The sequence below is a fragment of the Rhizobium sp. B230/85 genome, assembly GCF_019355735.1.
In the GTDB taxonomy this organism is placed as follows: Bacteria; Pseudomonadota; Alphaproteobacteria; order Rhizobiales; family Rhizobiaceae; genus Rhizobium; species Rhizobium rhododendri.
Genome location: NZ_CP072156.1, coordinates 166,557 through 192,222, shown reverse-complemented (window position 1 = coordinate 192,222; position 25,666 = coordinate 166,557). Strand labels below are relative to the sequence as shown.

Below are 25,666 nucleotides of genomic sequence, written 5' to 3'. Positions count from 1 at the left end.
CTCTCGCCCGGTCGCTCTCTTGATGAAACTCTAGCAGTTTCAAGGGGACGACCAAGCGGCAAGCGTGCCTTCGCTTGCCAAAAACGCAATTTGGCGTAAGCCTTTAATCGGATCGAACCACACAAGGACGAGAGCCGTATGACCGCACGCACCATTCTACTGGTGGACGATGACACCGATCTGCGCGAGATGCTGGTCGAACAATTGTCGCTTTACGAGGAATTCACTGTCCTGCAGGAAGCCAATGCCGGCAAGGGCATAGCTACAGCCCGCGCCACAGCCGTCGACCTGCTGATCATGGATGTCGGCCTGCCGGATATGGATGGCCGCGAGGCCGTCAAGCTGCTGCGCAAGGGCGGCTTCAAGCCACCGATCATCATGCTGACCGGCCACGACACGGACTCGGACACGATCCTGGGTCTAGAAGCCGGCGCCAACGATTACGTTACCAAGCCGTTCCGCTTCGCCGTGCTTCTCGCCCGTGTCCGTGCGCAGCTGCGCCAGCACGAGCAGAGCGAAGATGCGACTTTCACCGTTGGCCGCTATCTGTTCAAGCCGAGCCAGAAGCTGCTGACCACGGAAGACGGGCAGAAGATCCGCCTGACCGAGAAGGAAGCGGCAATCATCCGCTATCTCTACCGCGCCGAACAGAAGGTCGTCACCCGCGATATCCTGCTCGAAGAAGTCTGGGGCTACAATTCCGGCGTCACCACCCACACGCTGGAAACCCACGTCTACCGCCTGCGCCAGAAGATCGAGCGTGATCCATCGAATGCCGAAATTCTGGTAACGGAAAACGGCGGCTACAAGATCATCCCGTAAGGCGTTTCCGATGGCCCTCAGTGACGATATCCAGCTGTTTTCGCAACTGCCGCTGTTCCAGGGTATGGGCGAGGATCAACTGCGGCTGATCGCCTTCGGGGCCGATCGGCGGCACATCGCTGCCGGCCAGACCCTGTTTCGCGAGCGGTCGCCGGCCGAATGCGCCTATGTGGTGGCCAGCGGCCGTTTCGAACTGACGACGCAGGATGGAAAAGGCGCATCGCGGGTCGAAGCTCTCGTAGAGGCGGGCACGCTGTTGTCCGAGCTGGCGCTGGTAACGCTGGTCGAGCGCAAATACACGGCCATCGCGCTTGAGGATTCGACCGTCGTTCGCATCACCCGGGCGCTGTTTCACCGGCTGATCGAGGAATATCCCGAGGCAGCGCAGCTTATCGAACGCCGGGTGCGCGACAATTTCAATATCATGGTCAATCAGGCGGTCGCGATGCTCGACCGCTTTTCATAAGGCCGGCTCAGAGATCGAAATGCGCCGTCACCGGCACGTGATCGGATGGCCTGTCCCAGCCGCGCGCCTCTTTGAGGATGTCGATGCGCTGTAGCAGGGGCCCGAGATCGGCCGATCCCCAGATATGGTCGAGGCGGCGACCGCGATTGGCCTCCTCCCAGTCCTTGGCGCGGTAGCTCCACCAGGTGTAGAGCTTTTCGCTGGCCGGCACCGTCTGGCGCATGAGATCAACCCAGGCTCCACCCCTGATCACCTCCAGCAGGCCTTCCGTCTCGACGGGCGTATGGCTGACGATCTTCAGCAGCTGCTTGTGCGACCAGACATCGTTCTCGAGCGGCGCGATGTTGAGATCGCCGACGAGGATGGCAGAGGTGTCGGGCTCGGCATTGGCATGCAGCTGCTTCATCTCCTCGATGAAATCGAGCTTGTGACCGAATTTCGGGTTGATCGTCCGGTCCGGCTCGTCGCCGCCGGCCGGCACGTAGAAATTATGCAGCCGCACCCGACGGCCGCCACGCTCGAAAATCGCCGAGATATGCCGGGCATCGCCGACGCCGCAGAAATCTTGGCGATGATCCTCGACGAGCGGGATGCGCGAGGCGATGGCAACGCCGTGATAGCCCTTCTGGCCGTGGATGATGATGTGCTCGTAGCCCATGGCGCGCAGCGGCGCCAACGGGAAGAGATCGTTGATGACCTTGGTTTCCTGAAGGCAAAGAATGTCCGGCTGCTGCTGCATCACCAGCTTTTCGATGATCGGCATGCGCAGCCGCACCGAATTGATATTCCACGTGGTGATCGAAAAGCTCATGCCATGCCTCTTGAATGGATGGCCATGGCTTAGACCGAGCAGCAATGAAAGGAAACTGCCAGAACGGCGAAAAACAAAGGGCGGCCGCTCGCCGCGACCGCCCCGACAGAGAAGATAAAAAGGTTCAGTGGCGGGCGCTGGTGTCGCTCGGAATCTTGAACACGCTTTCGTCGAAGGCAACGTTGGTCTTGACGTTGCTGATAACGACCGACGTGTCCTTGCCCTGGTTGTCTGTCACCGTCCACTGGCGCAGATCGTAGGTCTTGGAATCGAACATCATGGTGATGGTCGAATCGCCGAAGATCGTCCGGCTGCCGAGCACGATGGTGGTAAGCGTCGGTTCAACCTTGACGCTGCGCACCATGTCGGCCGAAAGGTCGATCTTGCTGGCGAGCAGCAGCGTCAACGGCGTCTTTGACAGCGGATAGGTGTTCCAGGTCTTCAGCTGCGAATTGCCGACCACGACATTGTAACCGTCGGAGATTACCCGCATCGGCGATGGATCGTCGTAGTTGAAGCGCATCTTGCCCGGCCGCTCGATAAAGAACCGGCCGCCGGTCTGGTCGCCACGCGGACCGAACTGCACGAACGAGCCCTGCATGGTCTTGGTTGCGGAGAAGTGGTCGGCAATGGCCTGGGCCAGCGCCGGCGGCGGCGCATTGGAGGTTGCCTGGGCGAAGGCGTTGAACGGCAAGGCGGCAGCCACGAGTCCGACAGCGCAGGCGCCGATGAAATGGCGGCGCGTCAGCTGCAACGGGCTGCGTGCGACGGCGCCGACTTCAGTCTTTTTCATTAAAATCTCCTTTGCCGATCTCTATGGCGCTGAAAACCGGCGGCTTCATGACCTTTTCGGCGACATACATAGGGCGCACGGTCAATTTGCCGAGAGCCTTAGTAGCCCCAGCCGGACAACCCGACGATACTTGCTAGCGGTCGAGGATATCGGCTTCCGTCGGCACCAGGATCTCGCGCTTTCCGGCATGGTTGGCCGGGCCGATGATGCCTTCCTGCTCCATCCGCTCGATCAGCGAGGCGGCGCGGTTATAGCCGATGCCGAGACGGCGCTGGACATAGGATGTCGAGGCCTTGCCGTCGCGCAGTACCACAGCCACGGCCTGGTCGTAGGGATCGTCCGAATCCGACAGGTTACCGGTGCCGACTGGACCGTCGCCATCCTCGTCGTCCTCATCGCTGTCTGCGGTGATGGCGTCGAGATATTGCGGCGAGCCCTGCGTCTTCAGATAGGCGACGATGTCCTCGACCTCGCCATCGGCAACGAAGGGGCCGTGAACGCGCTGTATGCGACCGCCGCCGGCCATGTAGAGCATGTCGCCCATGCCGAGCAGCTGTTCGGCACCCTGTTCGCCGAGGATGGTGCGGCTGTCGATCTTCGAAGTCACCTGGAAGGAAATGCGCGTCGGGAAGTTTGCCTTGATCGTGCCGGTGATGACATCGACGGAGGGACGCTGCGTTGCCATGATGACGTGGATACCTGCGGCACGCGCCATCTGCGCCAGGCGCTGCACGGCGCCTTCGATATCTTTGCCGGCGACCATCATCAGGTCGGCCATCTCGTCGATGATGACGACGATGTAGGGAAGCGGCTTCAGGTCGAACTCTTCCGTTTCGTACATAGCCTCGCCGGTCGCCCGGTCGAAGCCCGTCTGCACGGTGCGCGAAATCGCCTCGCCCTTGGCAGCAGCCTGCTCGACGCGGGTATTGAAGCCGTCGATATTGCGCACGCCGATCTTCGACATCTTCTTGTAGCGCTCTTCCATCTCGCGGACGGTCCACTTGAGCGCCACGACGGCCTTTTTTGGATCGGTGACGACGGGCGACAACAGATGCGGGATGCCGTCATAGACGGAGAGTTCGAGCATTTTCGGATCGATCATGATCAGGCGGCACTGCTCCGGCGTCATCCGGTAGAGCAGCGACAGGATCATCGTGTTGATCGCCACCGACTTGCCCGAGCCGGTGGTACCGGCGACCAGCAGATGCGGCATCTTGGCGAGGTCTGCAATGACGGGTTCGCCACCGATGGTCTTGCCGAGCGCCATGGCAAGCTTCGCCTTGGAGGTCTCGAAATCCCGGGAGGCGATCATCTCGCGCAGATAGACGGTTTCGCGGATATTGTTCGGCAATTCGATGCCGATGGCATTGCGGCCAGGGACGACGGCAACACGGGCGGCAATGGCGCTCATCGAGCGGGCGATATCGTCGGCAAGGCCGATGACGCGCGAGGACTTGATGCCGGGCGCCGGCTCCAGCTCGTAGAGCGTGACGACGGGACCCGGGCGGACATGGATGATTTCGCCCTTGACGCCGAAATCTTCCAGCACGCCTTCGAGCATGCGGGCGTTCTGTTCCAGCGCATCGGCCGACAGCGTCGAATCGCGCACCACGGCTTTCGGTTCGGCTAACAGGTGCACGGCTGGCAGCTGGAAGCCCTGGGGACGGATGAACGAGGTCTGCGCCTCGCGCTCGGCGCGAATGCCGGGTTTCGGGCGCGGTGCCGGCGGAATGACGCGGTGGCCGGCGTTGGAAGGCGAAGCTCGGGAGCCGATAGGGCGGATGACGTCGTCATCATCGGGCAGAATGCCGGCAGGACGACGCGGATCGACGTCGAACGGTACATCATTGTCGTCGTCGTCATAGTCTGCGTCGCCGACGGAAATCGGGGGTGCCGAGATGACGCGGCGCGACGGACTGCCATCCATGGACGGCTCGAGCCGCTCGCTGCGGCTTGCGGCTGTCTTGGCGCGGGCAGGCTCGTTCAGGCGACCGAATTCGTCGTCGTTGAAATCGTAAGGCGCGTCGAAGGCGTGGTCGCGCCGCTGGCGGGGACCCATGCCGAACAGCCGGCGCAGGCGCGCCTTGGCGTTGTACCACATGTGGATAACGACGCCGAAGGCCAGAAACCGCGGCTCGTCGTCCTCTACATCGTCGCCGACGGCGCGCATGCGGCTGGGGATATCGTCTTCCTCGTCCTCTTCGAAGTCGAAATCGTCGATGCTGTTACCGATAAGGCCTGCGGCAAACAGCATGCACCAGATGGCGGGTACGGCAAAGACGGTGCCGACGATGGCGCCAAACACGCCGCTTGGATAGGCGCCGACGAACAAGGCCGGAAAGCGCAGGATCATGTCTCCGATAACACCGCCGATGCCGTTCGGGATCGGCCAGGTGAGCGGCTCCGGCAGGCAGCCGACGGCAGCGGCGGCAAGCGCCGCACCGCCGACCCAGGCTGCCAGGCGGGCAGGCAGGCGGTGAAGCTTGCGACCGGAGACGAGGGCAAGGGCCCAGGCGACGACCGGGAGCATGACGATGACGCTGGAAAGCCCCAGCGCCTGCATGACGACATCGGCGAAGATGGCGCCGTAGGCACCGAGGATATTGGTGGGCGCATTGCTGGTGGCGTAGGAATAGCTCGGGTCCATCACGTTCCAGGTCGCCAGCGCGGCAACCGCCAGCGCCAGAACGAAGAACAGGATGAAACCGGCGAGCCCGGTAATCTGCCGGATCACGAATGTCGAGAGCGTGAAGCGGACGGGACGACCGTCCAATGCTGGCGAATTGCTTCTGCCCATAATGCTTAAGCCCGTCTGTTGGCGATGATCGGACGAATCGACGCAATGCCGATCATTCAATACGTCAGCCCCACCTAACCAGACGAGGGTTAAAGCGGCGTTAACCATGCTTGACGCGCTGGCTTATTCCACGAAAAAGGCCCGAACCTGAGGCTCGGGCCAAAGACGGCCGATCTTTCGACCGGACGCGACGGGAGGATCAGCCCTGCCGGAGACGTAGCTTCGGCAGGACGGGCTCTCGGATTACGAAGCGTGGTAGGCGGCTTCGCCGTGCGAGGCGAGGTCGAGGCCTTCGCGCTCGGCTTCGACCGTGACGCGCAGGCCAACGATGACATCGACAACCTTGTAGAGGATGAGCGAGCCAACGCCGCACCAGACGATGGTGGTCAGGACAGCGGTCGCCTGGACCATAAGCTGGCTGCTCATGGTGACGCCTTCGGCATAGCCGACGCCGCCGAGCGATGCACTGGCGAAGATGCCTGTTGCCAGCGCGCCGAAGATACCACCGATGCAGTGGACGCCGAACACGTCAGCCGTGTCATCGTAACCGAACTTGTTCTTCACCACGGAGACGAAGAAGTAGCACAGTGGCGAGACGATGAGGCCGAGTACGATGGCTCCCATCGGGCCGACGATGCCGGCAGCCGGTGTAACGGCAACCAGACCGGCAACCATGCCGGACGCGCCGCCGAGCATCGAAGCCTTGCCGCGTGTCAGTGTTTCGACCAGCGACCAGGAAACGATGGCGGCGGCAGTGGCGATGAAGGTGTTGACGGTGGCAAGCATTGCGCCGCCGGAAGCTTCAAGGTTGGAGCCGGCGTTGAAACCGAACCAGCCGACCCAGAGCATGGAAGCGCCGACCATGGTCAATGTCATGGAGTGTGGAGCCATCATGTCTTTGCCGTAGCCTGTGCGCTTGCCGATGAGGAGGGCGCCGCAGATACCGGCAACACCGGCATTGATGTGCACGACGGTACCGCCGGCGAAATCGAGGGCGCCCATCTTGAACAGGAAGCCGTTCGAATCCCAGACCATGTGGGCGATCGGGAAGTAGACGAAGGTAACCCACAATGCGCAGAACAGCACCGAGGCCGAGAACTTGATGCGCTCGGCATAGGCACCGATGATCAGCGCTGGCGTGATGGCGGCGAAGGTCATCTGGAAGAGCATGAAGATGAATTCAGGAATGACGACGCCCTTGGAGAAGGTTGCCGCCGTGGTCGTGGTGTTGACGCCCGACAGGAACATCTTGGCCGTGCCGCCCCAGTAAGGGCTGGTGCCGCCGCCGAAGGCGAAGGAGTAACCGTAGATAACCCAGATCAGCATTACAGTGGCGCCGATGACGGTGCACTGCATCAGCACGGAAAGCATGTTCTTCGAGCGGACAAGCCCGCCGTAGAAAAGTGCGAGGCCGGGAACGAGCATGAACAGGACGAGGATCGTCGAGATGAACATGAAGGCGGTATCGCCCTTGTCAGGCACCGGGGCAGCGGCAACGGCGGTTGCAGCAGCATCGGTCGCCGTCTGCGCGAACGCAATCACCGGCGTGAGCAGAGCGGCAGAAGCGACGCCCAGCCCTGTCAGCGTGGAAGACAACTTGGAAAGAGACATTGCGGAAAACTCCCTGATCGGCCGTGACTTACAGCGCTTCTGAATCGGTTTCGCCGGTACGGATACGCACGGCATGGTCAATCGAATAAACAAAGATCTTGCCGTCGCCGATCTGGCCGGTCTTGGCAGATGCGGCAATGGCTTCGACTGCCTTGTCGACGATCTCGGTGGAGACCGCGACTTCGATCTTCAGTTTCGGAAGGAAGCTGACCGCATATTCCGTGCCGCGATAGATTTCGGTGTGCCCCTTCTGACGCCCGTAGCCCTTCACTTCCGTCACGGTCAGGCCCTGAATGCCGACCGCCGTGAGAGCCTCACGGACCTCATCGAGCTTGAACGGCTTGATAATGGCCATCACAATTTTCATCTGGTTCCCATCCTTTGTTACCCTCGGCACAGGCCGACCCTTCTCGACGCCGACCATCGAATGGGCAGCGACTGGTCTTCTACATTCAAAGGCCGTGCCAGATTCAAATCAGCCATTAAGCCGTTGAAAATCAATGGGATAAAAACACATCCCCAAAAATGAGGCAATTTCGACGCCTGAAAGCGAGCAAATATAAGGCAAATTTACGATTTTGCACGTTAATTAGGCATTTGCCTTTTTCCGAATCAAGCCTTCCTGGGCGACGGAGGCAATCAGCACGCCTGACCGGTTAAAAAGGCTTCCCCGGGCCAATCCCCGGGCTCCGGAGGCGCTCGGACTGTCCTGCGTATAAAGAAGCCAATCGTCCAGCGCGCACGGACGGTGGAACCACATGGCGTGATCGAGGCTCGCTACCTGGAGGCTGGGATCGAAGATCGATGTGCCGTGTGCAAACAGCGCGCCGTCGAGAAGCGTCATGTCCGACAGGTAGGCCAGCACGGCCGCCTGGTAATGGCGATCGTCCGGCACCGGGCCGGTCGCGCGCACCCAGACGTCCTGCTGCGGATCGAGCTTGGTGCTGGAAAAATAATGCGTCAGCGACACCGGCCGGATCTCGATCGGCCTCGGTTGTTCCCAGTACCTGCGGATCGAGGCCGGCGCCTGGGCGAGATATTTCTCCTTGATCTCCTGTTCCCCGAGGAGTTCTTCGGGCGCCGGTCGCGCGGGCATGGCAATCTGGTGGTCGTAGCCGGGCTCATCGATCTGGAACGAGGCCGACATCGAGAAGATCGCTTGGCCGTGCTGGATGGCAAGCACGCGCCGGGTGGCAAAGCTGCCGCCGTCACGCAGCCGTTCGACCTGGTAAAGGATCGGCACGGAGGGGTCGCCGGGTCGCATGAAGTAGCCGTGCAGGGAGTGGATGTGACGGTGGGCATCCACCGTGCGCTGCGCCGCCATGACGGCCTGGCCGACCACCTGGCCGCCGAACACCCGCTGCCAGCCCACATCAGGAGAGACGCCACGGAAAAGATTGACCTCGATGGCTTCCAGATCCAGCGTCGAGAGCAATTGTTCCATGGCGGCGGAATGGGGGTGGCGCGACATAATGGATGCTCTCCGGCAGTAGGAACGGACGTCAGGCTGATCTATATAGACGGGCAGTGGATCACGGGAAGCAGGAGAGCGCAATGTTGGACATGCTGGTGGTAGGTGGCGGCTACGTGGGCCTTTCCGCAGCGGTGGCTGTCAAGCAGGCGGCCCCGCATCTCGATGTGATGGTGATTGAGGCTGCGCCCGAGGACAGCTGGAAGAAGGACCAGCGCGCCTCGGCGATCATCACCGCAGCCTCGCGCATGCTCTCCGTCTTCGGCGTCTGGGACGACATCCTTCCCGAGGCCGAACCGATCACCAAGATGATCGTCACCGATTCGCGCACCGCCGATCCCGTTCGCCCCGTCTTCCTGACCTTCGAGGGTGCAGTTGTCGAAGGCGAACCCTTTGCCCACATGGTGCCGAACGTCGCCATGGTCGGCGCGCTCAGGGGAGCCTGCGAAAGGCTCGGCATCACCATCCGCGAAGGCCTCTCCCCGACCGACTTCAAGACCGCCGACAGCAGCGTGTCGCTGACACTCTCCGACGGCAGCATGTTGGAGGCCAAGCTGCTGGTTGCCTGCGATGGGGTAAAATCGAAGCTGCGCGAGATGGCCGGCATCAAGACCGTCAGCTGGAATTACGGCCAGTCCGGCATCGTCACTACCATCGAGCATGAGCGTCCGCACAATGGCTGCGCCGAGGAGCACTTCCTGCCCTCCGGCCCGTTTGCCATCCTGCCACTCAAAAACAATCGCTCTTCGCTGGTCTGGACGGAGCGCACTGCCGATGCCGACCGGCTGGTCGCTGCCGACGACCTGATCTTCGAGGAGGAACTGGAACGTCGTTTCGGCCGCAAGCTCGGCGCGCTGAAGGTGGTCGGCGGCAAACGCGCCTTTCCGCTTGGCCTGACGCTCGCCCGCGCTTTCGTGGCACCACGTCTCGCTCTCGCCGGCGATGCCGCGCACGGTATCCACCCGATCTCGGGCCAGGGTCTCAATCTGGGCTTCAAGGATGTGGCGGCGCTGGCGGAAACCATCGTCGAGGCAGACCGCCTCGGTATCGATATCGGCTCGATCCACACGCTGGAGCGCTACCAGACCTGGCGTCGCTTCGACACCTTCCGGATGGGCGTCACCACCGATGTGCTGAACAGGCTGTTTTCAAACGACGTTGCGCCGCTGCGTATCGCTCGCGATTTTGGCCTCGGCCTGGTCGACAGGTTGCCGGCGCTGAAATCCTATTTCATCGGCCAGGCTGCCGGCACGAGCGCGGCTAACAATCCCCGGCTGCTTGCAGGTGAGACGATATGAGGACCGATCAGTCCTCGATGCGGCGGGCTTCCGAGGTCAGCATGATCGGGATGCCGTCGCGGATGGGATAGGCGAGCCTCGCCTTTTCGGAGACGAGTTCATTACGCTCGCGATCATAGCTCAGCCGCGATTTCGTCAGCGGGCAGACGAGTAGGTCCAGAAGCTTGGTATCGACCTTGCTGACGGTATCGACCATGTCAGCGCCTATTGCAGGATGGTGTCGGAATCGCCGAAACCGCGCGCCAGCACGATCTCGGTAATGGCGACGAACGTCTCGGCCCTTGTCTTCAGGTCGGGGGCTTCGAGCAACGCCTGTTTTTCGGCAGGTTCGAACGGCGCCATCATCGACAGCGAATTGACCAGCGTCATGTTGCCGGCCCGCTCCACGCTATCCCAGTCCGCCTCGAGCTTGTTGGCTTCCAGAAAGGCCTTGAAGGCGGACAGAAGACCGGCACGATCGACGCTGCTTTCCTCGTCTTCCGCCTTCAGATCCGCGAAGAATGGAGCGATCCGGAATATCCGATAGGGGTGATGACCGGAAATCTCGTCCATGACCCGGAAACGGCAAATCCCCGTCAGCGATACCATGTAGCGCCCATCGCCGGTCTCGGCAAAGGACGTGATGCGTCCGAGACAGCCGACATGCGCAAGCTGGCCGCTATCCGCAGCATCGCCCAGCGCCGGCTGGATCATGCCGATCAGCCTGTTGCCCGATATGGCAGCGTCGAACATCGCGAGATAGCGCGGTTCGAAGACATTCAGCGGCAGCTGGCCGCCCGGAAGAAGCAGCGCCCCGGTCAGCGGAAAGATCGCGACCGATTCGGGCAGATCGCTCGGCTTCAGATATCTGGCGTTGCCCACCTGCATCAAAGGTTTCCCGTTCTGGTTACAGCGTCCACTGTGCATCCTATGCGCAGCAGATGTCTCGTCAAGATGTGGGAACCGCCACTGAAAACGCAAGTGACGGACCAGATTTTATGAGGGTCTGCCAACCCTACGACAACAGGGCGAGCCCTACGAGAACAGGCCAAACCAAACCCTAGGAGAACAGGATTGACGACAGCCGGCGCCTTGCTGCGATGGTGGCAGGATCTTTCGGACCCCAGACATCGAAGAATGCCAGCAGCTCGCGGCGAGCGCCGTCATCCTCGAAGGTCCGGTCGCGACGCATGATGGTCAGCAGGTGTTCGGCAGCCGCATTCCGGTCGCCCTCGACATTGCGGATCTTGGCAAGCTTGAGGCGCGCCGCGTGATCGTCCGGCTGCAGTGCCAGCTGCTGTTCGAGCGCTGCGGGGTCACCGAGTTTGGCAGCCTCCTCGATCTGGTCGAGCCTTTTCACCACCGCCTGGATGCCCGCATCCTTCGACAACGTCTCCGGCAGATCGGTGAGCGCCTGGCGGGCCCGCTCGCTCTGGCCAGCGGCGATCATGCATTCAGCCATGCCGGCGAGCGCCTTGGGGTTCTCCGGGTCGGCCTGCAGGACGGCGCCGAAGAGCTCAGCAGCACCATGGATGTCCGACGAGGCGAGCAAGGCTGCTGCCTCCTCGAGAATAGCGGCGATTTCGGCAGCCTCGGCATCGGGACCGACAGGCCCGGCAATCTTGTCGATGAATTCGCGCACCTGGCTTTCTGGCACGGCGCCCATGAAGCCATCGGCAGGCCTGCCGTCGACGAAAGCGATGACGGCCGGGATCGACTGGATGCCGAGCTGGCCTGCGACCGACGGATGATCGTCGATGTTCATCTTCACCAGCTTGACGCGTCCGCCAGCCTCGTTGACGACCTTTTCGATCACCGGCGTCAGCTGCTTGCACGGACCGCACCAGGGCGCCCAGAAGTCGACCAGCACCGGCTGCTTGCGGGATTCCTCGATCACGTCACGCGTGAACGTCGCTGTCGTCGTATCCTTGATGTGGGAGCCGCCTGCAGCAGGGGCGCCCATGGCGACGGAGCCTGACATCTGGCCGCCCAGCGAGGCCGTGTTATAGGGATTGTCTGTGCCGCTCATGATGTCTCCCGTCTGTCCGTGTGTCCGGACCGAAATTACAGCGTTTATAATCGTATCTCAGGACGCAACTTTCAAGACGAGCGGCGTGTGGCCGGTCGCCTCCATGAAGCGCACGAGATCCTGCGTGGCGATCGAGGTCGTTGCCTCGTTCGACAGCGGGTGGCAATTGATGATGTCGTCCGCCATCAGCGCCTCGTCGATCACGAAGGTGACGTGGTGGCCGATATCGTTGATCGCGCCGAATGCTGTCACGGCACCAGGGATGACGCCGAGATATTCCATCAGCTTCTCCGGCTTGCCGAACGACACCTTGCTGGCCGCACCGATGAGGGTGTGGACCGTTTTCAGGTCCACAGCAGCGTTTTCCTCGACAGTCAGAAGGAAGAAGTTGTCCTTCTTGTCCTTTACGAAAAGGTTCTTGGTATGGCCGCCGGGAATTTGGTCGCGCAGCGATACGGATTCGGCGACGGTAAACACGGCGGGATGCTCGAGCGTCTTGTGGGCGATGCCCATCGCGTCCAGAAAGGCGAACAGATCGGCGCGGGTTTTCGGGGTCGGCTCGGTCATCGGATCTCACTTGGCAACGTCTGCAGAATGGGTCGCTGCGGTGATACGTCCCTGCCCGCCTTTTGGCAATCTTTCGAGGCGAAAGTCCTGCTGCTGAACGGTTTTTCGCATACGCTCCGAACTGTGTGACAAATTTTTCTCGAAGCCGAAAAATTTCCTGTTGCATTTGAAAAACGGTTGGGCCATATAGCGCCCGTCGCCGCAAGGTGGCGCCACGGTCCACAGACTACCCCCGGACCAGTGGGATGAGCGGGTGTAGCTCAGGGGTAGAGCACAACCTTGCCAAGGTTGGGGTCGAGCGTTCGAATCGCTTCACCCGCTCCAATTTCCCTCTCGACATCTGTCGATGACGGGAACTCAACTGAGTAAAAACCCTCCAACACTAAAAATAAAATTCAGACACATGACTTCGCGTCTGTATGTGCGTTTTGACGCGTTAGGTTCAAGCGTAAATCCCGCACCTCGACCATCACCGACCTGAGCGATATAAGCAAATTGTTGCCATATCGCACGGAGAGGGCTCTGATGGACATGAAGCCGAGTGACATGATGGGCGGCCTTGCCAAGGGCCTGCGCGTCATCGAAGCGTTTACGGCCGAGACACCGCGCCTCAGCATTTCGGAGGCGGCCGCAATCGCTGGCCTCGATCGCGCCACCACACGGCGGTGCCTGCTGACGCTGGCCGATATCGGCTATTGTGCCTATGATGGAAAATACTTCACCGTCACCCCGAGGGTGCTGCGTCTCGGCACTGGCTGTCTGGCATCGATGCCGCTGCCGCGTATCGTCCAGCCCTTCCTCGACAGGCTGTCCGAGACGATCCGGCAAAGTACGTCCGTGGCGATCCTCGACGAACACGAAATCGTTTACGTGGCGCGCGCCGCCGAGCGCAAGGTGATGTCGATCACGCTGATGCCGGGATCGCGCCTGCCGGCCTACTGCACCTCGATGGGCCGCATTCTCCTCGCCACGCTGCCGCAAGATCAGGCGCGCGCGCTGCTATCCAGCGCGCCGCTGACCGCGAGGACCCCTTTTACGATGACAGATCCGGACGTCATCCTTGATGAGCTCGGACGCGTCAGGGCGCAGGGTTACGCCGCCGTCGACCAGGAGGTCGAGATCGGGCTGCGCTCGATCGCCGTGCCGCTGAAGAATGCCCGTGGCCAGGTCGTCGCAGCGCTCAACACCGGCCTTCCCATGTCGGACGAGCCCATGCCCTCGGTCGTGGCACAGTATCTCGACGCTCTCCAGCAGACGAGCCGGGAACTAGCCGGGATCCTCAGCTGATCCCGACGCATCGGGGCATCAGGAGCCATCGCGGCGGGACGCCAACGTCTCACACATCCGGCACGTTGTCCGCCAGTTCCTTCAGCCAGAGCCGGGCATTGCCATCGGACGGTGCCCTCCAGTCGCCGCGCGGCGACAGCGAGCCGCCGGAGGTAACCTTCGGGCCGTTCGGAGAGGCCGAGCGCTTGAACTGGCTGATGGTGAAAAAGCGGAACAGGAAATTTTCCAGCCAGTGCTTGATCTCCGGCAGCGTATAGGCCTGCCTTTTCTCTGCCGGAAAATTCGGCGGCCAGGCGCCGGCTTCGGCATCCTTCCAGGCGTGATAGGCAAGGAACGCAACCTTCGACGGTTTCAGCCCGTAGCGGCTGATGTAATAGAGCGCGAAATCGTGCAGCGCGTAAGGGCCGATCCGGTCCTCCGTGCTCTGGATCGCGCCATCGGCACCAGCCGGGACAAGCTCCGGCGAGATGATGGTGTTCAGCACCCGGTCGAGCGTGGCGTTTGTGTCGGCGTCAAAGTCGTTCGAGTGGATGACCCAGCGCACCAGATGCTGGATCAGCGTCTTCGAAACCGAGGCGTTGACGTTGTAGTGGCTCATATGGTCGCCTACGCCGTAGGTCGACCATCCCAGCGCGATTTCCGACAGGTCACCGGTGCCGAGCACGAAGGCGTTGCGCTGGTTGGCGGCGCGAAACAGGAAGTCGGTGCGCAAGCCTGCCTGCACATTCTCGAACGTCACGTCATAGACCGGCTCGCCGCCTGCGAAGGGGTGCCCGAGATCCTTCAGCAATTGCAGCGCCAGCGGCTTGATATCGATCTCGTCGGCGGTGATATGGAGGCTGCGCATCAGCGCCCAGGCATTTGCCAGCGTCTCGTCGCCGGTCGCAAAACCCGGCATGGTAAAGCCCAGTATATCCGAACGCGGCCAGCCCAGCTGGTCGAAGGCGCGGGCAGCCACCAGCAGCGCATGGGTCGAATCGAGGCCGCCGGAAATGCCGATGCACAGCCGCTTGATGCCGGTCGCCTTGAGGCGCTTCTGCAGGCCCTGCACCTGTATATTGAATGTCTCGTAGCAATCCTGCGCCAGCTGGCTCGGATCTGCGGGCACGAAGGGAAAACGGGCAACGGTGCGGCGCAGGTCGCTGTCACCCTCCGGCCGCGCAGTGCTGAAGCCGACGCGGCGAAACGCGCGGTTCGGGTCGACATTGAGGGCAGCTTCCCCGAACGTTCCCTGACGCAGGCGTTCCTGCTTCAGACGCTCGACGTCGATATCGGCGATGCACATCTGCGAGCCGCCCGGAAAGCGCTCCGTCTCCGCCAGAAGCTCGCCGAGCTCGTAGACGCAGGCCTGTCCGTCCCAGGCGAGATCGGTGGTCGATTCGCCGGGACCGGCTGCCGAATAGACGTAGGCCGCCAGAGCCCGCGAAGACTGCGTGGCGCAAAGGCGCTTGCGCGTATCGGACTTTCCGACCGTTATATTGCTGGCCGACAGGTTCGTAAGAATGGTCGCCCCTGCCAGTGCGCCGAAATCGCTCGGCGGCGTCGGCACCCAGAAATCCTCGCAGATTTCGATGTGGAAGACGAAATCGGGACGGTTCTCAGCTTCAAACAGCAGGTCGACGCCGAACGGCACAGTCTGGCCGCCGACAGTGATGGACGAACCGCGAATCGTGCGGCCGGCGGCGAACCAGCGGCGCTCGTAGAATTCCCGGTAGTTCGGCGGATAGGATTTCGGCACCACGCCGAGGATTTTGCCGTCATGGATGGCAACGCCGCAATTATAAAGCCGGCCATCCTTGTGCAGCGGCGCACCGACGATCAGCACCGGCGCGATCGTGCGGGTGAAGGCCGCGATATCGAGCAGGGCCTTCTCGACGCCCTCGAGCAGCACGCTCTGGCCAAGCAGATCGTCGATAGCGTAGGCGGAGACGGACAGCTCGGGAAACAGCATGAGGGCGACATGCTCGGCATGGCCGATTGTCGCCTGCCGCATGATCTCGGCAGCATTGGCGGCGGGATCGGCTATCTCGCAGACGGGAGTGCAGGCGGCAACACGCACGAAACCCTGGTCGTAGGCGGAGAAGAAGGTCATCGCAGTCTCCCTTCGCCGCCGCCGGGGGGCAGGGCGAAAATCACGTCAACTATGTCCTTCTATTACGCCCTCAGGCAGCGGTCCGACAAGGGCGATGCGCCAGAGTTTGATGTCGCCGATATCAAGCTTCAGGCGGGTGGAAAGCCAAAAAAAGCGGCCGCCCCGGGGACGACCGCCTTTCTATATGGAGAAGAGGTGCCTCAGGCGACCTTCTTCTTGCCCTTGTCGTTGACCGAAGCGTTGGCCAGCTGAGTCAGCGCTTCGTCAGTTGCGCCTTCTTCCTGCAGCGTTGCATCGAGCAGGTCGGCGGCTTCCTTCATGCCGAGCTGTGTCGCCCAGTTCTTCAGCGTGCCGTAGCGGGCGATCTCGTAGTGTTCGACCGCCTGAGCGGACGAGATCAGACCTGCATCAAGGGCTGGCGAGCCGGCGAATTCCTCGATGATCTCTTCACCTTCGGCGATGATCCCCTGGATGGCTTCGCAGGTCTTGCCGCGGGCGGGCTTGCCGACCAGTTCGAAAACCTGCTGCAGGCGTTCGATCTGGCCCTGGGTTTCTTCCTGGTGCTTCTTGAAGGCAGCTTTCAGTTCCGGCGACTGCGCAGCACGAGCCATTTTCGGCAGCGCTTTCACGATCTGGCGCTCGGCGAAATAGATATCTTTCAGCGTGTCGATGAAGAGGTCGTTGAGTGTTTTGTCGGCCATGAGGTTCTCCTGTGGGTTGGCTTTCAGGTGACTCAACCTGCATTCCGAGCAATTGTTCCGCTCGGTTCCGGACCATTGAAATCGACTTCCCCCATACCGAGGAGACGCTGGAGCACTGATAATTTCCCGGGCTGTCGGCCGCCTCGATTGTCGCTTTTCACACCGACCTTTAATTCTTGACGCCCCCGTGAGTTGAATTCTGGCGGTCTTTCGCAACTATTTTTGGCTGCGGATAGGGCAGACGCCACTTTCTTAAGCAATCGTTGATGAACGCGTGGCAGCATCGATCACATTGATTTGCAGTTGACGTTTGGCATGCCGCAAAGCACATGGAGGGGGCGGACAATGGATGGATTTGCAATGCTTCAACGCAGCGAGGAAACCGACGATGCCCTCGTCGATCGCCTTCAGAAATCTGCCTTCACCTATTTCCTGCGCCACACCAACCGCGAAAACGGGCTTGTGGCGGACACCTCGATCAAGGGCAGCCACTGCAGCATCGCGGCTGTCGGCTTTGCGCTTTCGAGCTATCCCGTCGCCATCGAGCGCGGCTGGATCGACCGGACGGAAGCAGCCGAAATCATCCTGACGACGCTGAATTTCTTTGCCGACAGCGACCAGGGCGAGGAACGCGCGGCCACCGGCCATCGCGGCTTCTATTACCATTTCATCGACATGAAGACCGGCAACCGCGCCTGGAACAGCGAGCTGTCGCTTATCGACACCGCCCTGCTGTTCATGGGCGTCCTCACCGTCGCCGCCTATTTCGACCGCGACGAGCCCGACGATGCCGAGATCCGCGAGCTTGCGACCATGCTCTACGAGCGGGCCGACTGGCGCTGGGCGCTGAACAAGGGCGACACGCTGACGATGGGCTGGAAGCCGGGCGGCGGTTTCCTGCGCTGGCGCTGGCAGGGCTACGACGAGGCGATCCTGCTCTATGCCATGGCGATGGCGTCGCCGACCCATCCCATTCCGGCAAAATGCTACGATGCCTTTGCCTCGACCTACAACTGGATGATGGTCAAGAACAAGCCGTTCCTCTATGCCGGCCCGCTTTTCATCCACCTGTTCTCCCACGCCTGGATCGACTTTCGCGGTATCCGCGACAAGTACATGGCGGAGAAGGACAGCGACTATTTTCTCAACACCCAGATCGCCATCGATACGCAGCGCGACTATGCCGACCGCAACCCCGGCCATTTTGCCGGCTATAGCCGCGAGGTCTGGGGCCTGACCGCCTGCGACGGACCCAACCCGACAGGCGGCCGCCATAGCCGGCGCGGGAGACCGAAAGTGCTGGGCTATGCCGCCCGTGGCGCACCGTTCGGCCCGGATGACGGCACCATCGCCCCCTGGGCGCCGCTCTCCTGCCTGCCCTTCGACCGCAAGGCAGCCCTCAGCGGTACCCGGGCGCTGATGTCGGCCTATCCCAACATCATGCTCGACGGATGCTTCGTCGGCGGCTTTAACCCGACCGTCGAAGGCAAGGGACCAGACGGCTGGGTCGATGACCGCTCGGTCGCCATCGACCAGGGTCTCCTGGTGATCATGATCGAGAACGACCGCACCGGATTGATCTGGAAGCTCCTGCGCGGCTCGCCGATCATGCGCAAGGGCCTCGAGAAGGCCGGTTTCAAGGGCGGCTGGCTCGATGGCGCGCCGGACGCCATCTCCTGATTTTTAAAGGAATGCGCGGCGGCCCCGGCCGCCGCGGATTCTATGTAGCATCCCTTATTCGACGTCGAACTTGACGCCCTGGGCGAGCGGCAGCGTGCGGCCGTAATTGATGGTGTTGGTGGCGCGACGCATATAGGCGCGCCAGGCATCCGAGCCGGATTCGCGGCCGCCGCCAGTTTCCTTCTCGCCGCCGAAAGCCCCGCCGATCTCGGCGCCGGAAGGGCCGATATTGACGTTGGCAATGCCGCAATCCGAACCGCGCGACGAGAGGAAGGTTTCTGCTTCCCTGATGTCGTTGGTGAAGATCGACGACGACAGGCCCTGCGGCACGGCATTGTGCAGGTCGAGAACCGCATCGAAATCGCTGTACCTGATGACATAGAGGATCGGCGCGAAGGTTTCCTCGACGACCGGACCGGTCTGCGTCGGGATCTCCACCAGCGCCGGCCGCACATAGAAGGCATCTGCGCCATTGACCTCAACGCGCTCGCCGCCGGTGACGGTTGCGCCCTCTGCCTTGGCTGCTGTCAGCGCCGACTGCATCTTGTCGAACGCCTGCCTGTCGATCAGCGGTCCGACCAGCACGCCGTCTTCCATCGGATTACCGACACTGACCGATCCGTAGGCTTTCTGCAGTCGCGGTACCAGCTGGTCGTAGACGCTCTCGTGGACGAACAGGCGACGCAGCGAGGTGCAGCGCTGGCCTGCCGTGCCCATCGCCGAAAAGGCGACGCCGCGCAGCGTCAGGTCGAGATCGGCCGTCGGGCAGACGATGGCGGCGTTGTTGCCGCCGAGTTCGAGAATGCCGCGGGCAAAGCGGGCGGCAAGCTTCGGGCCGACAGTGCGACCCATGGCGGTCGAGCCGGTGGCAGAGACCAGCGGCACCTTGACGTGATCGACCAGCGCTTCGCCGATATCGCGGCCGCCGATCAGCAGCGTCGAAAGATTAGCCGGCGCAGAACCGCCCTCGGCGACGTAGCGCTTCAGCGCCTTTTCGAACAGTGCCTGGGTGGCGAGCGCCGTCAGCGGCGTCTTTTCCGATGGCTTCCACACCGTCGAATTGCCGCAGACCATCGCCAGCGCCGCATTCCACGACCAGACGGCAACGGGGAAATTGAAGGCCGAGATGATGCCGGTGACGCCGAGCGGGTGCCAGCTTTCCATCATCCGGTGCTCGGAGCGCTCGGTGGCGATCGTCAGGCCGTAGAGCTGGCGGGACAGGCCGACCGCGAAATCGCAGATGTCGATCATTTCCTGCACTTCGCCGAGACCTTCCGAGGTGATCTTGCCGACCTCGATGGACACAAGCCTGCCGAGCGCTGCCTTGCCGGCGCGCAGTTCTTCGCCGAGCAGGCGGATCAGTTCGCCGCGCTTCGGCGCCGGAACCTTGCGCCAAGTGAGGAAGGCTTCGTGCGCCCCGTCGATTGCCGCCCGGGCCTCGGCAACGGAGTGCTCCGGCAGGCGGCCGATTTCGCCGCCTGTGATCGGCGATGTTACCGACAGGGTGCCGCCGGTAAAGCGATCCGTGGCGACGCCGAGGTCGGTGAGGATCTTTTTGGTTTCCTGGGCAAGATCGAGAGCGGTCATGTGAGGCTGTCCCTTGAGTTGGTCTGATGGTGGCCTGGCCGCTGGCTAGAAGCGGGACTCGGCAAGATGGGCAATCTGGGCGCCGGCCTCGTACCACATTTCCTTGACGGCACGGAAGCGGGGGGCGCCAACCTCGGTCGGTGGCAGCGGCAACTCGTTTTCGCCGATCTGTCCGAGGATATGGGCTGCAAGGGTCTTTCCGAATGTCGTGCCTGGCGCGATGCCGCGCCCGTTATAGCCGCTGAAGCCGACGACGTTTTCGGCGAACCTGTGAAACCTCGGCAGGGCATTGTCTGTCATGCCGATCTTGCCGTACCACTCGCACTCGAATTCGATATCGCCAAGCTGCGGGAACAGCCGCTTCAGGGACCGCCGGGCCCAGCCCTTGTGGATTGCGGCACCGGTGTTGCGCAGTGCCCCTACGCTGCCGAACACCAGGCGCCCCGCCTGGTCCATGCGGAAGGACGACAGCACTTCCTTGGTGTCCCAGGCACCTTCGCGGCCGGGCAGGATGGATTTGCGCAGATTGTCTCCCAGCGGCACGGTGGCAAAATTGAAATAGGGCAGCAGCACCTGCTCGCCGCGCACCTGTTCGAACGGCCCGGTGCTGTAGGCATCGGTGGAGACGACGATCCAGTCGGCGGTGACGCTGCCGGCGGCTGTCCTTACCACCCAGCGACTGCCCTCGCGGCTGGTCTCCGTAACGCGGCTGCCGGTGTGGAGTGTTGCGCCGGCACGGATGGCTGCCTCGGCAAGCCCGCGCGCATAGGCAAGCGGCTGCAGCGTCCCAGCCCTCATATCGAGCAGCGCACCGGCATAGCCGTCGCTGCCGATACGGCGGCGCGTCTCGTCGGCATCGAGCACAGTCACGGGGGCGCCGCGGCTTGCCCACTGGCGGGCGCGGGCCTCGATCTCCTTCAGCCCGTCGGCGCCGACGGCGCAGTGCAGCGTCCCGTTGCGCTCCAATTCGCAGGCAATGCCATGCTTGTCGATCAGCGCTTTCACCAGTTCGGGGCCGTTGCCGAGCGTATCGAGCAGGCGCTCGCCGTAGAGCGGGCCAAGCACGCCCGGCACGTCGTCGGGCATCACCCACATGCCGGCATTGATCAGCCCGACATTGCGCCCGGCGCCACCGAAGCCGATCTCGTTACCCTCAAGCAGCACTACGCGCGTGCCGGCCTCGGCAAGATGCAGGGCCGACGACAGGCCCGTATAGCCGCCGCCGACGATCACCACATCGGCCGATACCGCGCCGGCAAGCGGCTGCGTCACAGGCGGCGGCGGGGCAGTCTTTTCCCATAGGCCATGGGAGCGCGGGTCGTTGAGCATCATTCGGTCCATTCGTTGCGTGGGCCCACCTTAGCGCCCGACTTACGGTTGTGAAAGACGATTCCGAGGGCTTTGCACCGGCCCGAGCGGCCGGCCCCCACCAACTCATTCACGCGGCCTGTTCGGTCCGTGTCATGACAATTCCGATGGCCGGGGCACATCGTGTGCCGGGCACACCGAGTGCCTGATGATTTTTTAGTTAAGTGACACCAGATGTGCCCCGTTCGACAGTTTTTATCCGCAACTCCGGATCCTCTGTTTCCGACCCACGTCCCGTAACGGGAAAAGCTGCCGGAGTTACGCCACACAGGCATGCCGAGCCTAAGGGGCTCGAAGGGATCCACTTTCTGCGGACCCTTGAAGACGTGCCTGCGTAGACAGCAACCAGGGCGATGGAGGGAAGCGAGAGAGGAGAGTGTGCTAGAGATAGAGAGTGTGTGTGAGGTCAGAAAGATCACAAAAGCAAAAAAGCCACCCGCGACCTCCCTCATTCCTGTGCCTGTCACAGGAATCCAGCCGCCCAAGTCTTTGGGCGATAAACACTTTCCTCGCCAACAGAGAGTCCTCCCACGGCGCAGACGCGCCGTTACTGGATTCCTGTGACGAGCACAGGAATGAGGGAAGTGGGGGCGCGCATCCCAGGCGAAGTTGGATCTTAGAATACGTGGTAGAAATTGATCCCTTTTCACGGAGTTGGGCGCCTCGATAGACTTGAGTTTACAAGGCCTTGCTCAGAGAGGCCCCCACTTCCTTCCCTCATTCCGGTGACGAGCACAGGAGTGAGGGAAATTGGGGAAATCGTGGGTAATGTCGTGGCGAAAAGTTTGGCTTCTGCGACCGCGTTTCGTTTTCAGGGGAATGGCCAATCCCGTCGACGACGAACTTACGAAGCTAGCTCTTGGACTTGGAACCGGAGGCCGGGTTTTTTGGCCTCCGGTTAACTCGTTTATCCGCTTATGCCTATTTCCACTCACGGATGTCGACGAAGTGGCCGGCGATGGCGGCGGCGGCGGCCATGGCGGGGGAGACCAGATGGGTGCGGCCCTTGTGGCCCTGGCGGCCTTCGAAATTGCGGTTCGAGGTCGAGGCGCAGCGCTCGCCCGGCTTCAACCGGTCGTCGTTCATCGCCAGGCACATCGAACAGCCGGGCTCGCGCCAGTCGAAGCCGGCAGCCTTGAAGATCTTGTCGAGGCCTTCGGCTTCCGCCTGTTCCTTGACGAGGCCGGAGCCGGGCACGATCATCGCGTCGACCGTCGGCGCAACCGTGCGGCCTTCGACAACTTTGGCAACGGCGCGCAAATCCTCGATGCGGCCGTTGGTGCAAGAGCCGATGAAGACGCGGTCGATGCTGATGTCGGTCATCTTCGTGCCGGCGGTCAGGCCCATGTAGTCGAGGGCGCGCTGCTTGGAGGTGCGCTTGTTCTCGTCCTCGATCTCGGCCGGATCTGGCACGACACCCTGCACGGAGACGACGTCTTCCGGCGAAGAGCCCCAGGAGACGATCGGCGGCAGGTTGGCGGCATCGAGCACGACGACCTTGTCGTAGTGCGCGCCTTCGTCAGTCTGCAGGGTCTTCCAGTAGGCGATGGCCTTTTCCAGGTTCTCGCCGGATGGTGCGCGTGGCTTGCCCTTGATGTATTCGAAAGTCTTCTCGTCGGGGGCGATCAGGCCGGCGCGGGCGCCGCCCTCGATGGTCATGTTGCAGACCGTCATGCGGCCTTCCATCGACAGGGCGCGGATGGCTTCGCCGGCAAATTCGATGACGTGGCCGGTGCCGCCGGCGGTGCCGATCTCGCCGATGATGGCAAGGATGATATCCTTGGCGGTGACGTGGTCGGGCAACTTCCCGTCGACGCGCACCAGCATGTTCTTCGCCTTCTGCTGGATCAGCGTCTGCGTGGCCAGCACGTGCTCGACCTCGGATGTGCCGATGCCATGCGCCAGAGCGCCGAAGGCACCGTGCGTCGAGGTGTGGCTGTCGCCGCAGACGATGGTCATGCCCGGCAGGGTGAAGCCTTGCTCGGGGCCGACGATGTGGACGATGCCCTGGCGGATATCGCTGGCGGAATAGTACTCGACGCCGAATTCGGCGGCATTGGTGGCCAGCGCCTCGACCTGGATGCGGCTTTCCTCGTTCTTGATGCCGAGGTGGCGATCCGGCGAGGTCGGCACGTTGTGGTCGACGACAGCGAGCGTCTTCTGCGGCGCGCGAACGGTCCGGCCCGTCATGCGCAGGCCTTCGAAGGCCTGCGGCGACGTCACTTCATGAACGAGGTGACGGTCGATGTAGAGAAGACAGGTGCCATCGTCTTGCGTATCGACGACGTGGTCGTCCCAGATTTTGTCATAGAGCGTGCGGGGTGCTGTCATGGCGGCGGATCCATATTGGAGTGGGTATCGCGGAAAATGATGGGGCGGCGAGGGGCTCGCCGGCCGCAGGGCTCGATCAGCAAACCCGGCTGTTGAGCGCGCCAGAAATTATCGCGAAGAAACGGGCCGGCAGACGCTTGTGGTCCTGCAGCACGAAAGTCTCTCCGCCGATGCATCTAAACTTCGATTCCATGGGGCTGGCTTTACCAATTTTTCTGGCGCACGGCAATTCGAATCATTGGGGTTCTAGCGCCTGACCTGGCGCATCCGCTTCTCGAACTGCCTTAGCAACAGCGACAGGCCAACCGTCAGTATCAGGTAGATATAGGTGACAATCGAATAGGTTTCAAAGAACCTGAAGGAGCCCGAGGCGTAGACCTTGCCCATCTGGGTGATGTCGGCAACGCCGAGCACCGAGACCAGCGACGAGTCCTTGACCATCGAGACGAAGTCGTTCGACAACGGTGGCAGGATGACGCGGATCGCCTGCGGGAAGACCACGAGCCGGAAGCGCTGGACGCGGGAGAGGCCGAGCGCCTTCGATGCCTCGATCTGGCCGTGGTCGACCGCTTCGATGCCGGCGCGAAAGATCTCGGCGATGAACGAGGCATATCCGATCGTCAGGGCAATGATCGCCCGCCACATCAGCGACAGCTCGCGCACCATCAGCGGCTCGGTCCATCCGGCAGCCACCAGCGGCGCGGTCAGCATGTTATAGGCAGCGACGATGGCGGGTGCGCCGACGAAGGCGACGTAGAACAGCAGCACCAGCATCGGGATGCCGCGGATCACCTCGATATAGAAGCGCGAGACCTGCCTGAGGACGACGTTGTCGGCGCGCCCGAGAAGCATGACGCCGAGCCCGAGCAGCGTCGCCAGCACGAAGGAGACCAGAGTCACGAAGACGGTGATCGTTGCGCCGGTAACGACGGTGAGGAAGACCTGGGTATAGAGGCCGCTGGTGGCGATGACGATGGCGACCGCCACGCAGATGACGATCAGGGCGACCAGCCACCAGGGGTAGTCGCCCTTGTCCTTGCCGCTCGGCGAGGGCTGGGCTGCAATCACCGGCGGCACTTCACTGTATCGAGCATCAGCCGCCCATCTTGTAGTCTACGAACCATTTCTTATCGAGCGCCGCGAAGGTGCCGTCTGCCTTGAGTGCAGCAATGGCGGCGTTGACGGGAGCCACGAGGTCGGATCCCTTCGGGAAGATGAAACCGAAGTCCTCGACGCCAAGCGGGCCGCCGATCAGCTTCAGGGCGCCGCCGGAACTCTCGACATAGCCCTTGCCAGCCGTACCGTCCGTCAGCACGGTATCGACGTCGCCGGTCTTCAAGGCCTGGACGGTGGCGCCGAAGGTTTCGAACAGCTTGATGCGTGGGTTCTGCTCGTTGCCGTCGAGCACTTCGTATACGGATGTGTAGAAGGGCGTGGTGCCCGGCTGGGCACCGACCAGGCCGTCCTTGAAGGCGGCGAACGTCTTGGCGTCGGTAAAGCGCTTCTCGTCGCCGCGCACCAGCATGAATTGCTGTGAGCGCATGTACGGGTTGGAGAAATCGACCTTCTGCTTACGGTCTTCCTTGATGGTGATGCCGGTCATTCCGATGGCGTACTGGCCGTCTGACACCGCCTGGATCATCGCGTCCCAGCTGGTGTTCTGGTATTCGACCTTGAAATTCAGCCGCTTGGCGATCTCGTTCATCGCATCGTATTCCCAGCCGATTGCCTTGCCGGTCTTCGGCTCGACGAACTGCAGCGGAGGATAGGCATTCTCGGTGACGACGACGACCGTCTTGCCTTTCAGATCCGGAAGATCGGCGGCAAGGGCTGCGAGCGGTGACAGGACGAGGGCGGTCAGACCCAGCAGGAACGAGCGGCGGAACGTCATGGAAAATCTCCCCAAATGGCCAATCGCGAAATTGTCACAGGTGCAAAGTCGCTGGCAAGGGCAATGGCATGGCCGGGACGATAAA

22 protein-coding genes and 1 tRNA gene are annotated in these 25,666 nt (G+C 62.1%); 6 read left to right on the top strand and 17 right to left on the bottom strand.

The annotated features are described in order from the left end of the window. The first annotated feature begins 138 nt into the window (after positions 1 to 138). Positions 139 to 822, top strand: coding sequence for a response regulator transcription factor (locus J5289_RS00970; protein WP_209185313.1), 684 nt, complete (start codon positions 139 to 141; stop codon positions 820 to 822). A gap of 10 nt (positions 823 to 832) precedes the next feature. Further along, positions 833 to 1,288, top strand: a complete 456-nt coding sequence (locus tag J5289_RS00965; protein WP_111219592.1) for a cyclic nucleotide-binding domain-containing protein — start codon at positions 833 to 835, stop codon at positions 1,286 to 1,288. Positions 1,289 to 1,295: 7 nt separating this feature from the next. Here J5289_RS00965 and J5289_RS00960 read toward each other — a convergent pair whose 3' ends face one another. From J5289_RS00960 to tesB, 6 genes are all read right to left on the bottom strand, one after another. Continuing rightward, a complete protein-coding gene (locus J5289_RS00960) occupies positions 1,296 to 2,099 on the bottom strand; it encodes an exodeoxyribonuclease III (protein ID WP_142824635.1) in 804 nt (267 codons plus the stop codon). Between the two features lie 124 nt (positions 2,100 to 2,223). Then, the gene (locus J5289_RS00955) at positions 2,224 to 2,892 is read right to left on the bottom strand and encodes an outer membrane lipoprotein carrier protein LolA (RefSeq protein ID WP_142824636.1); all 669 of its coding nucleotides are present in this window, start codon (positions 2,890 to 2,892) and stop codon (positions 2,224 to 2,226) included. Positions 2,893 to 3,025: 133 nt separating this feature from the next. Beyond that, complete coding sequence (locus tag J5289_RS00950; protein WP_209185312.1) at positions 3,026 to 5,689, bottom strand: DNA translocase FtsK; 2,664 nt, start codon at positions 5,687 to 5,689, stop codon at positions 3,026 to 3,028. A 243-nt stretch (positions 5,690 to 5,932) separates the two neighbouring features. Next, positions 5,933 to 7,300: an ammonium transporter gene (locus tag J5289_RS00945; RefSeq protein ID WP_209185311.1), complete on the bottom strand. Its 1,368-nt coding sequence runs from the start codon at positions 7,298 to 7,300 to the stop codon at positions 5,933 to 5,935. A 28-nt stretch (positions 7,301 to 7,328) separates the two neighbouring features. Continuing rightward, positions 7,329 to 7,667: a P-II family nitrogen regulator gene (locus J5289_RS00940; RefSeq protein ID WP_111220017.1), complete on the bottom strand. Its 339-nt coding sequence runs from the start codon at positions 7,665 to 7,667 to the stop codon at positions 7,329 to 7,331. A 222-nt stretch (positions 7,668 to 7,889) separates the two neighbouring features. After that, positions 7,890 to 8,771 (bottom strand): acyl-CoA thioesterase II, encoded by an 882-nt coding sequence (tesB, locus tag J5289_RS00935; RefSeq protein ID WP_209185310.1) that lies wholly within the window; start codon positions 8,769 to 8,771, stop codon positions 7,890 to 7,892. 83 nt (positions 8,772 to 8,854) lie between these two features. On the opposite strand from tesB, the gene J5289_RS00930 reads away from it, so the two are divergent. Continuing rightward, complete coding sequence (locus tag J5289_RS00930) at positions 8,855 to 10,069, top strand: ubiquinone biosynthesis hydroxylase (protein WP_209207507.1); 1,215 nt, start codon at positions 8,855 to 8,857, stop codon at positions 10,067 to 10,069. Between the two features lie 7 nt (positions 10,070 to 10,076). Here J5289_RS00930 and J5289_RS00925 read toward each other — a convergent pair whose 3' ends face one another. The 4 genes from J5289_RS00925 to J5289_RS00910 all read right to left on the bottom strand — a co-directional run bounded on the left by J5289_RS00925 (position 10,077) and on the right by J5289_RS00910 (position 12,644). Next, entirely contained in the window at positions 10,077 to 10,265 is a 189-nt protein-coding gene (locus J5289_RS00925) for a Trm112 family protein (RefSeq protein WP_111219606.1), read from the bottom strand. A gap of 8 nt (positions 10,266 to 10,273) precedes the next feature. Beyond that, entirely contained in the window at positions 10,274 to 10,936 is a 663-nt protein-coding gene (locus J5289_RS00920) for an LON peptidase substrate-binding domain-containing protein (RefSeq protein WP_209185308.1), read from the bottom strand. 172 nt (positions 10,937 to 11,108) lie between these two features. Next, entirely contained in the window at positions 11,109 to 12,077 is a 969-nt protein-coding gene (gene trxA / locus J5289_RS00915) for a thioredoxin (protein WP_209185307.1), read from the bottom strand. A gap of 57 nt (positions 12,078 to 12,134) precedes the next feature. Beyond that, positions 12,135 to 12,644: a prolyl-tRNA synthetase associated domain-containing protein gene (locus tag J5289_RS00910; protein ID WP_209185306.1), complete on the bottom strand. Its 510-nt coding sequence runs from the start codon at positions 12,642 to 12,644 to the stop codon at positions 12,135 to 12,137. A gap of 249 nt (positions 12,645 to 12,893) precedes the next feature. Here J5289_RS00910 and J5289_RS00905 point away from each other — a divergent pair. Both J5289_RS00905 and J5289_RS00900 read left to right on the top strand, forming a co-directional pair. After that, positions 12,894 to 12,968 (top strand) — tRNA-Gly (locus tag J5289_RS00905). A 201-nt stretch (positions 12,969 to 13,169) separates the two neighbouring features. Beyond that, positions 13,170 to 13,931, top strand: coding sequence for an IclR family transcriptional regulator C-terminal domain-containing protein (locus J5289_RS00900; RefSeq protein WP_209185305.1), 762 nt, complete (start codon positions 13,170 to 13,172; stop codon positions 13,929 to 13,931). A 49-nt stretch (positions 13,932 to 13,980) separates the two neighbouring features. Here J5289_RS00900 and J5289_RS00895 read toward each other — a convergent pair whose 3' ends face one another. Together J5289_RS00895 and J5289_RS00890 are read right to left on the bottom strand one after the other, a co-directional pair. Then, complete coding sequence (locus J5289_RS00895; RefSeq protein WP_209185304.1) at positions 13,981 to 16,023, bottom strand: NAD(+) synthase; 2,043 nt, start codon at positions 16,021 to 16,023, stop codon at positions 13,981 to 13,983. Positions 16,024 to 16,223: 200 nt separating this feature from the next. Further along, positions 16,224 to 16,724, bottom strand: coding sequence for a ferritin-like domain-containing protein (locus J5289_RS00890; RefSeq protein ID WP_142824646.1), 501 nt, complete (start codon positions 16,722 to 16,724; stop codon positions 16,224 to 16,226). A 360-nt stretch (positions 16,725 to 17,084) separates the two neighbouring features. Between J5289_RS00890 and J5289_RS00885 the strand changes: the two genes are divergently transcribed. Further along, positions 17,085 to 18,404 (top strand): glucoamylase family protein, encoded by a 1,320-nt coding sequence (locus J5289_RS00885; RefSeq protein ID WP_209185467.1) that lies wholly within the window; start codon positions 17,085 to 17,087, stop codon positions 18,402 to 18,404. A gap of 54 nt (positions 18,405 to 18,458) precedes the next feature. Here J5289_RS00885 and J5289_RS00880 read toward each other — a convergent pair whose 3' ends face one another. The 5 genes from J5289_RS00880 to J5289_RS00860 all read right to left on the bottom strand — a co-directional run bounded on the left by J5289_RS00880 (position 18,459) and on the right by J5289_RS00860 (position 25,581). Next, a complete protein-coding gene (locus J5289_RS00880) occupies positions 18,459 to 19,991 on the bottom strand; it encodes an aldehyde dehydrogenase family protein (RefSeq protein ID WP_209185303.1) in 1,533 nt (510 codons plus the stop codon). A gap of 45 nt (positions 19,992 to 20,036) precedes the next feature. After that, positions 20,037 to 21,320, bottom strand: coding sequence for an FAD-binding oxidoreductase (locus tag J5289_RS00875; protein ID WP_209185466.1), 1,284 nt, complete (start codon positions 21,318 to 21,320; stop codon positions 20,037 to 20,039). Positions 21,321 to 22,280: 960 nt separating this feature from the next. After that, a complete protein-coding gene (leuC, locus tag J5289_RS00870; protein ID WP_209185302.1) occupies positions 22,281 to 23,690 on the bottom strand; it encodes a 3-isopropylmalate dehydratase large subunit in 1,410 nt (469 codons plus the stop codon). Between the two features lie 246 nt (positions 23,691 to 23,936). After that, positions 23,937 to 24,755, bottom strand: a complete 819-nt coding sequence (locus J5289_RS00865) for an amino acid ABC transporter permease (RefSeq protein WP_142824860.1) — start codon at positions 24,753 to 24,755, stop codon at positions 23,937 to 23,939. Positions 24,756 to 24,783: 28 nt separating this feature from the next. Beyond that, positions 24,784 to 25,581: a transporter substrate-binding domain-containing protein gene (locus J5289_RS00860; RefSeq protein WP_142824649.1), complete on the bottom strand. Its 798-nt coding sequence runs from the start codon at positions 25,579 to 25,581 to the stop codon at positions 24,784 to 24,786. Positions 25,582 to 25,666: the final 85 nt, after the last annotated feature.